Consider the following 12,503-nt stretch of genomic DNA (forward strand, 5'->3'; position numbering starts at 1 on the left):
TAGTTCTAAAAACCTATGAAAATATGGGGGTTCCTTCTATAATAGAGAAGTGTAAGCCATTTTTAGGGAGGTTTCAGCATGGGTTCATATGATAATGGTATTTTATTAGAGAGTGGAACAAATGAATTAGAGGTTGTTGAGTTCGGTATCGGGCAGAATAAGTTTGGTATTAACGTTATAAAGGTGAAAGAAATACTTAACCCTATTCAAGTAACGAAAATTCCTCATGCTCATCATTCAGTAGAAGGTATTATTGAGATAAGGGGAGAGGTTGTACCGGTAGTTGATGTAGCTCGTGCATTAGGCTTCCCGGCATCTGAAAAGCCAGAATTAGATAAGTTTATTTTAGCTGAGTTCAATAAAACGAAAATCGTCTTTCATGTACATACCGTTACGCAAATTCATCGCATTTCATGGGAGAATATAGAGAAGCCAGGCAAGATGTATCAAGGGTTAGAAACTCAAATTACTGGTGTTATTAAAAGAGAAAGTGAAATGCTCCTCATGTTGGATTTTGAGAAAATGGTGGCGGATATTAATCCGGAATCAAGCATAAACGTAGATCAAATGAAAACATTGGGGGTTCGCGAGCGCTCAAAAAAGCGGATATTAATAGCTGAAGATTCTGCGATGTTAAGGGCGATGTTAGAAGAAACATTGGGAGAAGCTGGATACGAAGATGTTCACTTATTTGAAGATGGTAAAGAAGCTGTAGATCATCTTTATAGTATTGTTGGTGAAGGGAAAGCTGTGGAAGAGGAGTACCAACTCATCATTACGGATATAGAAATGCCGCGTATGGACGGACACCATTTTACTAAGCAAGTTAAAGAAGATCCTTTATTGCAACATCTTCCTGTCATTATTTTCTCATCTCTTATTACGGATGACTTGAGACATAAAGGGGAAATGGTCGGAGCAAACGATCAAATTTCAAAACCTGAAATTGTTGAACTCGTTAAAAAGATCGATCAATTCATTCTATAAAAAAATCGGCTATTGTAGCCGATTTTTTTTGGTTGTTCTTACCTATTAATACGTTACTTTTTCGTGCATACTCTCGTACCACTTTGTAACTTCTTTATTTAACTGCCTTGGGGTTTCTGTGAAAGGGGTATGCTTATTGACAAGCAACTGTTCCTCTTCACTAAGACGTTCGTAAGCATCTTTCATTTCTTCAGACCATTTCATAAATTGATTGAGCTCATACATGAAATTTTTCATCTCGCTCACGTTCCATCCCTCCTTATGGAAGTACATTTCCTTCCAAGAGAAGAATTGAAACCTTTCAATAGGCTGTTATCTTCTTCTATCTTTTTGTTCCCAAGAAACAAGTTGACCCCAAGGTGCGTAATGAGGATTACTATATGGAGATTTTGTATATCTCTTGTTTCTTTGTTCTGGTTTTACTTTGCTGTCTTCCTCCCAATTTAGATAGCGATAGAGCACTTTTTTTGCTTTTGATAAAGAAAGACTTGGTTTTGGGTTTCGATAGGATTGATCGATGTTACCTAAGTGCTTGAGCGCTTGGAAGTCTTCTTTTCGAGGGGGAATATGGAAATAGTAATTAGCAACTTGTACCAAAAGAGTGGAGTGCTGATGGCTATATTTAGGGTGGTCGGAATAGTGGAGGCCGATCTTTTTTGCATGTTTTTGGGCGATTAGTTGTTGAATCGCTTTTTTCTTTAGTGTATACAAATGTCTGGGATCAGGCGCTGTTTTCGCATGTCGATTGACGACATATAAGGCTTCCGCAATCTCTTTAGTAGAAGAATGTTTTACATCATTTTTCAAAAAACTTCCTCCTTTATCTTAACTACTACCATCGTACAAAAGGTGGTCCGAAAAAGCAAATTTAAAAAATGATGAGAGCCCTCTGCGCAAAAGGAACTCTCACCTTGAATTAATTTATATACCCCTTTAAATCTTCAAATAAAGGTTCCATATTATTAATGTCTGTTCCAATATACCCTTTTATGGCCTTGCCCTCAGGAGTAATGATATACATACGTGACGAATGCATAAAGTCATAATCTGGTTGACCTTCGGGGGCGTCTTTTAAAGGTAACTTCTCAACTGGTGCTTTAAAGGATTTTAAGGCGAACTCTTTAATTGTTTGAGGTTCATACCCTGTTAGGAAGTCCCAATTTGTAAAGTCGGCCTGAAATTTATTAGCGAACTCTTTCAAGACTTCAGGTGAATCATGTTCTGGATCAATCGAAAAAGAGACAAAGCGAACCTGGTCCTCTAGTCCAGCTTCTTCCACCATCGTTTGTAATCGTGCCATATTATTTGTCATAGGCGGGCAGGCACTTGTGCAATTCGTGAAGATAAAGTCAGCTACCCAAAAATCTCCTTCTAAATCTTCCTTAGAAACGGTTTCCCCGTTCTGGTTCGTGAACTCAAATTCTTTGATATCATAGGAGAAATCTCCTTCATAGCCTTTTGAACTTGAACATGCCGTTAATAAAAGGATCATTAGCAGGAGCCCAACCCCTATAATGTGTCGTTTCATATCATATCCCCCAGTGTGCTTCAACTTTGTATCCAAAGTATAGTTTAACATGAAGCTTAGAATGGAAGCTATGAACATTTCGTGAAACGATGTTAAAGGTTAAAAGTAAGGTCTGTAATAGGGAGGGCAGCCATATGGACGACATCCGTATGGTGGATAATAAGGATACGGTGGATAAGGATAAGGTGGTCTGAATGCTCCGTAAAAGAGCGGAGCAACGGCTAAACCAGTTAAAAATGGTATAAAAGGACCGAAAAAGCGTTGATCCCCTTGATTTCCTTGAGGTGTAGTTCTGTACACTTGATGATGAATAGGTGAGTATTGATGCATAGGGTGACTCTCCTTTCGCTATAGACTCTTTAATCAGTCTATGTGAATGGGGGTAATGTTGAGTCTGTCCCTTTAAGTAACGGTTTTTAATAATGTGTATTGGATTTTCAATTTTTCCACATAAGTCTCCTTAAATGGAAGAATTGAAGGTGGGACAATTCATGGAACGGGAGCGAATGCGACTGAGGTGGCTCCCCAGCTCGCTGCGGAAAGCGAGTGATTTCCAGAACTTCCTTACGCTCTAATAACGCAGACGGAAACATTCTCTCAGGCTCACATCTTCAAGGACCACAAACTTTAATACAGCCTACAGAAAAAGACTACTTTCGTGTGAAAGTAGTCTAAGTTTGCTTAAGTGTATGGATGGTGTATTCAGGTCGGCACAGGAACCGGTAGGGCTCGCGGGTTGTACCAAGTCCTCGACTAACGTATATAGAAAGTGGGTAATTTCCTGTTTTGTACCAACCTTCCACATAGCGTTCAGCGAAAGGGGGGGTGATAAGGGGGCCGATGATTGGGATCTGTACTTGCCCCCCATGACTATGTCCTGAAAGCTGTATATCTACTTGATAGTGTTTAACTGATTCTGCGTAATCTGGTTCATGACAAAGAAGTACAGTGAAAAAGTCTTTTTCTTTGCCTTGGAGCGCGTTGACGATATTTGGTCTTCCAAGCATAACATCATCAAGGCCAGCTAATAAAATTTGATTACCTTGTTCTTCAATTAGAGTGTGACTATTTTGAAGAAGTTGAAAGCCAGCTTTTTTCATTGTTTCGGCTATAACTTCAGTACCGTAACCCCCGTGATCGTGATTACCATAGATCCAAAACTTTCCCATTGGAGCATCTAATTTACTTAATATAGTTGCTACTCTCTCAAATGTATGAGTTGGTACTTCGTCTGGAGCATCAATTAAATCCCCGGTAAATAATAGCATATCTGGCTGTTGGGTCTGAATGGAATTTACTAGTTTTTCAAACTGTTCAAGGTCGTAATGAAAACCAATATGTGTATCACTGAATTGTAATATCTTTTTGTTATGGAAGGTGGATGGAACACGAGCCGACTCAATAACCTCTTCTTGTATTGTAAGCATGGAAGGCTCGATGTATCTCGCATAATAGTAAGTACCCCCGCTGATTCCGAACAAGCTTAAAACGCTACCGAAAAGGCGCTTCATGAATGTTCGACGAGTAATAGGTTTTGACATAAGTTGTTCACGCCTTTTTTACAAATCTGTTAACCCTTGAGTAGGGATAGTAGCATTATAGCATGTATGTTTATTTAAATTGGAAGATTTCTTAAGTTGAAATGAAAATGAAAAATTAGATAACTTTGAAAGGGTTTTCAATATCTTCTAAAGAATTTATATGCAAAGGAGGAATAGCTCATGAGAGATGAAGTCGTTATTGTTACAGGTGGTTCAAGTGGGATGGGGAAATACATGGCTCAAAAATTTGCCAAAGAAGGAGCCAATGTAGTTATTACAGGACGTAACCAAGAAAGGTTAGACCAAGCTAAGAGTGAAATGGGGCAAGACGTAGAAGGTTCCATACATACGATTGTGATGGATGTAAGAAAACCTGAGGATGTAGAAAGGATGGTTGAAGAGACTGTTGATCAATTTGGTGGCCTTGATCATTTAGTAAATAATGCTGCAGGGAACTTTATATGTCCTGCTGATAAGTTGTCCATTAATGGATGGAATTCAGTTATTGATATCGTATTGAATGGGACGTTTTATTGCTGTCGTGCTGCAGGGGATTATTGGATGAAAGAAGGGAAAAAAGGAAACATTTTAAATATGGTTGCTACCTATGCTTGGGATGCTGGCGCTGGGGTTATACATTCTGCGGCAGCAAAATCGGGAGTTCTTTCCATCACACGTACGTTAGCAGTTGAGTGGGGATACAAATATGGTATTCGGACAAATGCTATTGCTCCTGGACCAATTGAGCGTACGGGTGGAGCTGATAAGTTATTTGAGTCAGAAGAAGCAGCTAAGAGAACGTTAGAGTCCGTTCCTTTAAAACGCCTAGGACAGCCTGAAGAAATAGCTGAATTAGCTCATTTCATTCTTTCAGATAAAGCTTCATATATGAATGGAGAAGTGGTTACATTAGATGGAGGACAGTGGTTAAATAAATTCCCGTTTTAATTCAATCGTTTCAAAAAAGTGAGGCTTACGTAAAAAGAGGCATCTCCTTGGAGATGCCTCTTTTTATATGACATAAAAGAAAATGGTGAAAAAATGCATAGCTGATCCAGCGAGTACGAACAAGTGCCATACAGCGTGGTGAAACGTAAAGCTTCGCCATACATAAAAGATCGTACCAACAGAATATAAAACGCCACCGACAACTAAAAGAACTAGTCCCCCAAAAGCAAGTTTGGTTACGAGTGGATTCCAAGCTAGAACAATAATCCAACCCATTAAGACGTAAAAGACAGTTGATAGTACAACAAATTTCTTAACAAAGAAAACTTTGAACACGACTCCGAAAATGGCTATTCCCCATACAATCCCGAATAACGTCCAGCCGAGTGTGCCTCTTAATACGACAAGCAATAGAGGAGTGTACGTGCCTGCAATAAACAAGTAGATCGCAGCATGGTCAAAGATCTCGAAAAGGTCTTTCCATTTTCCGTCTGGCATTCCATGTACCATAGTCGAAGATAGATACAAAAAGATCATTGTTGCTCCATAGATAGAAACAGATACAATGTGCCATGGATTCCCATTCATAGAGGCATTAACGACTAAAAGAACTAAAGCGGCAATACTTAGTAAAACCCCAACTCCGTGTGTGACGGCATTCACGATTTCTTCGCGTTTCGTATACGTATGTGTTTCCACATTCAGAACCTACCTCATAAATATAATTTCTTTAAGTATAACGCGTTTTAGCCTTTACTACCAAAAGTTTCTGTTTACTTTTTTAAATTTAGTTGGTGAAGGTTGGATGAAAGAGAGGAAGAAACAAGCGATTCTAGAGAAATTTGATGAACATTTCGAGAAACACCTTGATCATAAACATAAAGACAAATCTAGTACTAATAAGAAAGATTGATGAAGTAAAAAGGGACAGTTTCTGGTCTTTTTTTTAATGGAATCTTGTAAATGCACCTATCTCTTTTCACATAATTCGGATAAAATAGTACAATAAAGTAAGCGCTTATAGTGAAACTACTGAGATAACCAGGAGGGATGCGCGCATGGATCCATTAGATGTAGTCAGTCATTTAGAAAGAGTCAAACCTGTGTACCAGCCTGTATTCTCTGCCGTAAAACATGATATTATCGGATACGAAGTATTAGGGAGATATTGGCATGAGGGGGAATGGGTTAGTTTAGGTGAATTCTTTCATGATGCCCAAGTACCAGAAGATTTTAAATTAGAGGTAGACCAACATCTTCTTCAACTTGCTATAGAAGATATGGTAGAACATGATATGAAAGGCAATTTATTTATTAACCGCAACGCAAAGCAACTTATGCTTGAAAGCGGGGAACCATTACTTACAACTTTACACTACTATGAAGAAAAAGGTTTTGATATGAGTCGTATCGTTCTTGAGATTACAGAGCATGATTTCGACGAAGACTTTGAAATGTTGAATCATTTATTGCTTTATTACAAGACATACGGTATACAAATAGCTGTCGATCATGTAGGTGCTAAAAGCTCCAACTTAGACAGGCTGCGTCAATTGGAGCCTCATATACTCAAGGTCGACTCAAAGATTCTATCAGGTGTAGATTCAAGTGGTTATCAAGATATCCTATATTCTCTTTCTATGCTTGCTAGAAGAATTGGAGCGGCACTTATATTCGAGAATATCGAAGATGCTTACCAGTTGTATTATGCTTGGAAGCATGGTGGTCGTTACTATCAAGGGTTTTATTTAGCCAGACCGTCATTCTCATTTCTTGAACCATTTAGTCAACAACCCCTTATTAAAGAACACGTGGACGGTTTTATTAAACGGGAGAAGAGCTTGATAGAAGAAAGGCTTGCCCACGTATTAAAGTGGGACCAACGCATAAGAGGGCTGTTAGATCATTGGGACGGTCCTAAGAGGGTGGACTCTTTTCTTGAGAAGGTAACAGGATACTTCGATGAAGAAAGTTTCCGTATGTATGTTTGCGACAGTAATGGGCGTCAGATTTCTTCTAACTTTCGAAAGCGTGAAGAAACATGGAAAAAGGAAACTGATATATTAGGAACAAACTGGGCGTTTCGTCCTTACTTCCTTGAAAATATGGTCCAAATGAGGTTATGGAATAAAGGTAGGTTATCAGATTTATATTCTGATATCGAAACAAGAGAAATGATCCGCACCTTTAGCTTTCCACTATCCGACCATCATTACATATTTATTGATATCAAATATGCCTACATTTACGACCATGAATCGTTGCTAATTTAAATAACTAACGGCCCAATCCACACAAACATGTCTAAACATAGTATTGTATACAAAAAAGAGCTTGGTAATCCAAGCTCTTTTTTGTATTAATTACAACAGTCATCATCCCCATGAGGCAGAACAGATTGACCTTCTATTTGTATAGTGGAGTGTGTAATGTGATAGTCGGTTTTTAATATACCAACGGCTTTTTGTAATAAAAGATCCCGTTCACAATCGTGATCTACAACAATGTGGCAAGTTAGGGCTGGGAATTCGCTTGTGATGGACCATACGTGTAAATCGTGTACATCAACAACATGTGGAAGTTCTTTTAAAGAGGCATATAACTGCTCCACATCCATACCCTTTGGCTTTCCTTCCATCAAAACATGGAAAGAATCTTTTGCAACGCGGTAACCGCTCGTTATGATGAGTAAGGCTACTAGTACACTTGCAATGGGGTCAGCAATATTCCAGTTAAAGAAGTAGATTAGAACACCGGCGATAATAGCGCCAATAGAGCCAAGTAAATCTCCTAGAACGTGTAGAAAGGCACTACGAAGATTTAGATTTTCTTCAGTATCGCCTCTCATTAGGATCCAAGCCACAACTATATTCACTAGTAGACCTATAAAGGCAACGATCATCATCCCCATACTGACATTGGGGGGATCTAAGAAACGTTGATAAGCTTCCCAAAATATATAGAGGGAAATGACAATTAAGGTTACCCCGTTTAAAAAAGCGGCTAATATTTCAAACCGTTTATATCCATACGTTTTTGCCTTGCTGGCTGATCTTTCCCCAATTTTAAACGCCACTAAACTAAGTCCAAGTGCTGCTGCATCACTTAACATATGGCCAGCATCTGATAGTAGAGCAAGACTATTTGTTATAAGACCGCCTATTACTTCAACTATCATAAATCCAAATATAAGAATAAAGCTCCATAATAAAGCTGTTTTGTTAGCTCCGTGTGTATGATCATGTCCGTGATCGTGTGAGTGTCCCATCAGTGTACCTCCTGTTTAAATGTGTTTGGCGTGTTCGATCGCCTGGTTTAGTAAATGAAAGATATGATGATCTTCAGGCGAGTAATGGAGTGTTGTCTTTTGTCTTCTACACTTAATGAGTCGCAGTTGTTTTAAATAACGTAACTGATGAGAAACAGTAGATTGTTGAAGACCTAACGTTTTTGCAATCTCATTAACAGAACATTCCTTGTGAAATAATAAATGCAAAATCCGGACTCTTGTTGGATCGGAAAGCGCTTTGAAGGTTTGAGTTGTTTTATCGAGCGTTACCTTATGTAAATCGTAATTAGGATTATTCATGCCCATCCCCCCTGTGTATGAAAATATGATCATGCGTTCATATTAACACTTCAATTATTTAAGCTAAATTCATGAATCTATCGTATCGTTTCCCCAAAAACAAGCAAAATATGCTGAAAAATTTATTTCTTTCTTGGAATAAGCTTTTCTTCGCCAAGTATCTCCAATATGTGGATTTTTCCTTTACAAAGGTTAGGGAGGCTTGTCTACCAATAGGGGGATTTTACGAACGAAACTACCTTCCTTGCATACTGTATATTGATAGAATAAAGATAAAGAAAAGAGAGGGTTGTGTATGCATTATCATTGTGATCGGTGTTGCGTGTTGTCTACTGAGAATAAACAATGTCCCGCTTGTGGCCATGCTGATTTAAAGCCTATTAAGATTGAGGTTCATAGCAATTCTGAAGAGAAAAAGTAGGTCAATTGGGGCGTAGCTTGATAGGATAAACTTCTAAAGTCAGCTGCGTCTCTGTTTAAACTAAAGGGGGATGGGGTATGAGAAAGTCGTTATTGTTCGGAGTCGTTCTTATGCTTGCGATTGTATTTTTTTCTTTTAAAACAGTACAAGCAGGTCAAGACAGAAACATCGAATGGCAACAGATTCTCAAAGAAGCCCATCAAGTCCAGTCAGAATATGCTTCAAAGCAGTCAACTTATAGTGAGATTCGGAGTTCTTTTATCAAATTATTTACCAAAGAGAGCATGATGACGGTCTTTAGAGAGCATCTTATTATGGATGGGGAAATGTGTCAATTTGGTACGACTGACTTTTCACCATATGTCATTCCAAAGAATATAGAGAATTTCTCCGTTATAGAAAAGCAAAAACATCGAATTATTGTTAAGGAAGAAAAGACGGAAGTATCCGAGATCTTAGGTGAAAGTGAAATCAGAAGAATCATTACGATTTCCAAAACAAGTGAGGGATGGCGAATCTCAAAGCTTGAATGGGATCATGAGGTGTAAGTTATGTTATCGTTTTCTTATAAATTGTGTTATAATATTCTTCGGGATTTATAGAGCATATAACAATTGCTTACTCCTCCGTGTGTGAACAAGAAGGAGTGTACGAACGAATGATTAGTTTGCAAAGAGAAGAATTAGAGAAGTATTATGTGGGAGAATTAATGATTCCCTCAGAGATTGTAGCTCACGTTCAAGGAGGTAACCCTCTTGAACATGCGCTATTAGTGCTTGTGAAATCAGGGTATTCTGCTGTTCCAGTTTTAGATGCAAAATACAGATTACAAGGAACCATTAGTAAAACGATTATAATTGAAAATATGCTAGGAGTAGAGCAATTTGAGCTCGACAAACTATCTTCTGTGCGCGTAGAAGAGGTTATGAATACAGATATTCCATGTTTAAAGAAAGAGGATAGTTTTTCAAAAGCGTTAGGGGAAGTAGTCAACCATCCATTCGTATGTGTAGCTGATGAAGATGGATATTTCGACGGAATACTAACAAGGAGAGCCATCTTAAAACCATTAAACAAACACTTTCACACTTATAACAATAACATGTAGCATGTAAGAGGTGTTCTCTTTGAGGACACCTCTGTTTTTATAGATAGGAGATGGGTTATTTGGGAGCGCATACACCAATAACGACCAAAAAGAATACGTCTAAAAGGCCTCTCGTTCTTGCATCTATTATGCTTGCGATGTTTTTAGCAGCGATAGAAGCTACGATTGTCTCTACTGCAATGCCGAGTATTGTAGCAGCGCTTGGTGGTTTTTCTCTATATAGTTGGGTTTTTTCAGCCTATTTATTAACAAATGCTAGTACTGTTTTAATTTTTGGGAAACTATCTGATTTATTTGGGAGAAAGCCTATCTTTCTGATTGGCATCAGTTTATTTTTAACGGGTTCTCTGTTATGTGGTTTTGCTACTTCAATGACTACGCTTATCTTATTTCGGTTTTTACAAGGAATTGGTGCTGGGGCACTTATGCCCATCGCTTCTACCATTGTAGGGGATCTTTACACTAAAGAGGAACGAGCCCAAATACAGGGCTACCTTTCTAGCGTATGGGGAATATCAGCTGTAACAGGCCCTGCTCTGGGAGGTTTTTTTGTAGACTATTTAAATTGGCGATACGTGTTTTGGATGAACCTTCCTTTAGGGGTTTTGGCAATTATTGGATTAGTATGGTTCTTCCATGAGAACGTCGAGAAAAAGCGGCATTCCATTGATTTTGCAGGTTCAGCGATATTAATGGTCGGGATTTCATCTTTGATGGTCCTTCTAGTAGAAGGAGGAATAGGTATCCCTTGGCACTCTCCGTTAGCTGTAGGGTTATTACTGGTTTTTGGAGCATGTTTAATAGGTTTTTATTTTCAAGAAAAGCGTGCGCTTGATCCAATGATGCCATTCTCGATATGGGAATACCGTTCTATTACGATTGCAAATATAACCTCTCTTATTACTGGCATGATTTTAATAGGTGTATCAAGCTATCTTCCCGCTTTCGTGCAAGGAGTTATGGGAATGTCGGCAACTGTTGCTGGTTTTACACTGACCACAATGTCGATCGGTTGGCCTGTTTCCTCGATGATAGCAGGACGTTTACTCTTGAAAATCGGGTTCCGTGCAACCTCTCTAATTGGAGGAGTAGCATTAGTTGTGGGAGGAATCTTTTTCTTTTCCTTATCTCCAGATAAGGGCCCTATCTGGGCAGCATTAGGCTCTTTCTTTATTGGAATAGGAATGGGGATGTCGACCACTTCATTTATTGTTTCTATTCAAAGCACTGTTGATTGGAAAACTAGAGGGATTGCGACTGCCTCTAATATGTTTATGCGAAGTATTGGTAGTGCAATTGGAGCTGCAATCCTTGGAGGAGTATTAAATAGTGTTATACAGAAGACGATTCAAGAAAAACAGTTAGATGAATCAGTGACCATTGATACGGTTAATCAACTGCTAGATATAGAAGGGAGGGCTAGCTTGTCTATTCATATACAAGTGGCCCTAGAAGAGGCTCTAACTCTTGGATTACACCAAGTATACTTAGGTTTATTGATCTTGGCGGTGGTCTCCCTCATATTGATATTACTTTTACCAAAAGGTGAAAAAACCTAATGTCTTGTCACCCCCTCTTGAGTCTGATAAAGTAGTAAAATAACGTTGTAATACATAAAGGAGGAGCAGCCATGGAAATGATGGATGCAAACGAAATTATTTCGTTTATTTCAAATAGTAAGAAATCTACACCAGTGAAAGTATATGTTAAAGGGGATAACCTAAAGTCAATTGATTTTGGCGAAACGGTTAAAGCCTTTGTGGATAATGAAACGGGCGTTCTATTCGGTGAGTGGAAAGATGTTGAACCTGCACTTGAAAGTAACAAAGGTTCTATTGAAGATTACGTGATTGAAAATGATCGTCGTAACTCTGCTATTCCAACTCTTGATCTTAAAAACGTAAACGCTCGTATTGAGCCTGGTGCAATCATTCGTGATCAGGTTGAAATTGGTGATGGTGCCGTTATTATGCTTGGAGCTGCCATTAATATTGGTTCTGTAGTTGGCGAAGGTACAATGATTGATATGAACGTTGTGCTAGGTGGACGCGCTACAGTCGGTAAGAACTGCCACATCGGTGCAGGTGCTGTATTAGCGGGAGTTATTGAACCACCTTCTGCTAAACCAGTTGTAGTAGAAGATGAAGTAGTAGTTGGTGCTAATGCTGTCATTTTAGAGGGTGTAACAGTAGGTAAAGGATCTGTTGTAGCAGCAGGTTCAATCGTGACGCAAGATGTTCCTCCAAATACAGTTGTTGCAGGCACTCCTGCTAAAGTCATCAAAGAAATTGATGAGCAAACTAAAGGGAAAACAGAAATCAAACAAGAATTGCGCAAACTAGATAATTAATGAACTTTTATGAGGTTCTCCTTAGGGAGAG

16 protein-coding genes are annotated in these 12,503 nt (G+C 38.7%); 8 read left to right on the forward strand and 8 right to left on the reverse strand.

Annotated features, from left to right (window positions below):
• The first annotated feature begins 78 nt into the window (after positions 1-78).
• The gene (locus ACYX4O_RS08155; RefSeq protein WP_476356219.1) at positions 79-987 is read left to right on the forward strand and encodes a chemotaxis protein; all 909 of its coding nucleotides are present in this window, start codon (positions 79-81) and stop codon (positions 985-987) included.
• 45 nt (positions 988-1,032) lie between these two features.
• Here the strand turns inward: ACYX4O_RS08155 and ACYX4O_RS08160 are convergent, their stop codons facing one another.
• The 5 genes from ACYX4O_RS08160 to ACYX4O_RS08180 all read right to left on the reverse strand — a co-directional run bounded on the left by ACYX4O_RS08160 (position 1,033) and on the right by ACYX4O_RS08180 (position 4,056).
• The gene (locus ACYX4O_RS08160; protein ID WP_188656221.1) at positions 1,033-1,233 is read right to left on the reverse strand and encodes a hypothetical protein; all 201 of its coding nucleotides are present in this window, start codon (positions 1,231-1,233) and stop codon (positions 1,033-1,035) included.
• 66 nt (positions 1,234-1,299) lie between these two features.
• On the reverse strand, positions 1,300-1,794 hold the full coding sequence (locus tag ACYX4O_RS08165) for a YkyB family protein (RefSeq protein WP_476356222.1): 495 nt from the start codon (positions 1,792-1,794) through the stop codon (positions 1,300-1,302).
• 109 nt (positions 1,795-1,903) lie between these two features.
• Positions 1,904-2,515, reverse strand: a complete 612-nt coding sequence (locus ACYX4O_RS08170) for an SCO family protein (RefSeq protein WP_476356224.1) — start codon at positions 2,513-2,515, stop codon at positions 1,904-1,906.
• A gap of 99 nt (positions 2,516-2,614) precedes the next feature.
• Complete coding sequence (locus ACYX4O_RS08175; RefSeq protein WP_476356226.1) at positions 2,615-2,845, reverse strand: hypothetical protein; 231 nt, start codon at positions 2,843-2,845, stop codon at positions 2,615-2,617.
• A gap of 341 nt (positions 2,846-3,186) precedes the next feature.
• Complete coding sequence (locus ACYX4O_RS08180; protein ID WP_476356228.1) at positions 3,187-4,056, reverse strand: metallophosphoesterase; 870 nt, start codon at positions 4,054-4,056, stop codon at positions 3,187-3,189.
• A 180-nt stretch (positions 4,057-4,236) separates the two neighbouring features.
• On the opposite strand from ACYX4O_RS08180, the gene fadH reads away from it, so the two are divergent.
• Positions 4,237-5,004: a 2,4-dienoyl-CoA reductase gene (fadH, locus tag ACYX4O_RS08185; RefSeq protein ID WP_476356230.1), complete on the forward strand. Its 768-nt coding sequence runs from the start codon at positions 4,237-4,239 to the stop codon at positions 5,002-5,004.
• Positions 5,005-5,067: 63 nt separating this feature from the next.
• On the opposite strand, the gene trhA is transcribed toward fadH, so the two are convergent.
• Positions 5,068-5,703: a PAQR family membrane homeostasis protein TrhA gene (gene trhA / locus ACYX4O_RS08190; RefSeq protein WP_188656216.1), complete on the reverse strand. Its 636-nt coding sequence runs from the start codon at positions 5,701-5,703 to the stop codon at positions 5,068-5,070.
• 359 nt (positions 5,704-6,062) lie between these two features.
• On the opposite strand from trhA, the gene ACYX4O_RS08195 reads away from it, so the two are divergent.
• Positions 6,063-7,277 (forward strand): EAL domain-containing protein, encoded by a 1,215-nt coding sequence (locus tag ACYX4O_RS08195; RefSeq protein ID WP_476356233.1) that lies wholly within the window; start codon positions 6,063-6,065, stop codon positions 7,275-7,277.
• An 86-nt stretch (positions 7,278-7,363) separates the two neighbouring features.
• Here the strand turns inward: ACYX4O_RS08195 and ACYX4O_RS08200 are convergent, their stop codons facing one another.
• Together ACYX4O_RS08200 and ACYX4O_RS08205 are read right to left on the reverse strand one after the other, a co-directional pair.
• A complete protein-coding gene (locus ACYX4O_RS08200; RefSeq protein ID WP_476356235.1) occupies positions 7,364-8,272 on the reverse strand; it encodes a cation diffusion facilitator family transporter in 909 nt (302 codons plus the stop codon).
• A gap of 15 nt (positions 8,273-8,287) precedes the next feature.
• Entirely contained in the window at positions 8,288-8,599 is a 312-nt protein-coding gene (locus ACYX4O_RS08205; protein ID WP_476356237.1) for an ArsR/SmtB family transcription factor, read from the reverse strand.
• 289 nt (positions 8,600-8,888) lie between these two features.
• Between ACYX4O_RS08205 and ACYX4O_RS08210 the strand changes: the two genes are divergently transcribed.
• From ACYX4O_RS08210 to dapD, 5 genes are all read left to right on the forward strand, one after another.
• Positions 8,889-9,014: a hypothetical protein gene (locus ACYX4O_RS08210; protein WP_476356239.1), complete on the forward strand. Its 126-nt coding sequence runs from the start codon at positions 8,889-8,891 to the stop codon at positions 9,012-9,014.
• Positions 9,015-9,091: 77 nt separating this feature from the next.
• A complete protein-coding gene (locus ACYX4O_RS08215) occupies positions 9,092-9,562 on the forward strand; it encodes a DUF3993 domain-containing protein (protein ID WP_476356241.1) in 471 nt (156 codons plus the stop codon).
• A gap of 110 nt (positions 9,563-9,672) precedes the next feature.
• Positions 9,673-10,122: a cyclic-di-AMP-binding protein CbpB gene (gene cbpB / locus ACYX4O_RS08220; RefSeq protein ID WP_476356243.1), complete on the forward strand. Its 450-nt coding sequence runs from the start codon at positions 9,673-9,675 to the stop codon at positions 10,120-10,122.
• Between the two features lie 128 nt (positions 10,123-10,250).
• Positions 10,251-11,681 (forward strand): MDR family MFS transporter, encoded by a 1,431-nt coding sequence (locus tag ACYX4O_RS08225; RefSeq protein ID WP_476357052.1) that lies wholly within the window; start codon positions 10,251-10,253, stop codon positions 11,679-11,681.
• Positions 11,682-11,752: 71 nt separating this feature from the next.
• A complete protein-coding gene (dapD, locus tag ACYX4O_RS08230; RefSeq protein WP_476356245.1) occupies positions 11,753-12,472 on the forward strand; it encodes a 2,3,4,5-tetrahydropyridine-2,6-dicarboxylate N-acetyltransferase in 720 nt (239 codons plus the stop codon).
• Positions 12,473-12,503: the final 31 nt, after the last annotated feature.

This window comes from Pontibacillus sp. ABV4_188 (assembly GCF_056311905.1).

Excerpts from the sequence above, each read along its gene's own strand:
- ACYX4O_RS08155 (WP_476356219.1), top strand. The coding sequence starts at position 79 with ATGGGTTCATATGATAATGGTATTTTATTAGAGAGTGGAACAAATGAA.
- ACYX4O_RS08170 (WP_476356224.1), bottom strand. The coding sequence starts at position 2,515 with ATGAAACGACACATTATAGGGGTTGGGCTCCTGCTAATGATCCTTTTA.
- ACYX4O_RS08175 (WP_476356226.1), bottom strand. The coding sequence starts at position 2,845 with ATGCATCAATACTCACCTATTCATCATCAAGTGTACAGAACTACACCT.
- ACYX4O_RS08180 (WP_476356228.1), bottom strand. The coding sequence starts at position 4,056 with ATGTCAAAACCTATTACTCGTCGAACATTCATGAAGCGCCTTTTCGGT.
- fadH (WP_476356230.1), top strand. The coding sequence starts at position 4,237 with ATGAGAGATGAAGTCGTTATTGTTACAGGTGGTTCAAGTGGGATGGGG.
- ACYX4O_RS08195 (WP_476356233.1), top strand. The coding sequence starts at position 6,063 with ATGGATCCATTAGATGTAGTCAGTCATTTAGAAAGAGTCAAACCTGTG.
- ACYX4O_RS08200 (WP_476356235.1), bottom strand. The coding sequence starts at position 8,272 with ATGGGACACTCACACGATCACGGACATGATCATACACACGGAGCTAAC.
- ACYX4O_RS08205 (WP_476356237.1), bottom strand. The coding sequence starts at position 8,599 with ATGGGCATGAATAATCCTAATTACGATTTACATAAGGTAACGCTCGAT.
- ACYX4O_RS08210 (WP_476356239.1), top strand. The coding sequence starts at position 8,889 with ATGCATTATCATTGTGATCGGTGTTGCGTGTTGTCTACTGAGAATAAA.
- ACYX4O_RS08215 (WP_476356241.1), top strand. The coding sequence starts at position 9,092 with ATGAGAAAGTCGTTATTGTTCGGAGTCGTTCTTATGCTTGCGATTGTA.
- cbpB (WP_476356243.1), top strand. The coding sequence starts at position 9,673 with ATGATTAGTTTGCAAAGAGAAGAATTAGAGAAGTATTATGTGGGAGAA.
- ACYX4O_RS08225 (WP_476357052.1), top strand. The coding sequence starts at position 10,251 with ATGCTTGCGATGTTTTTAGCAGCGATAGAAGCTACGATTGTCTCTACT.
- dapD (WP_476356245.1), top strand. The coding sequence starts at position 11,753 with ATGGAAATGATGGATGCAAACGAAATTATTTCGTTTATTTCAAATAGT.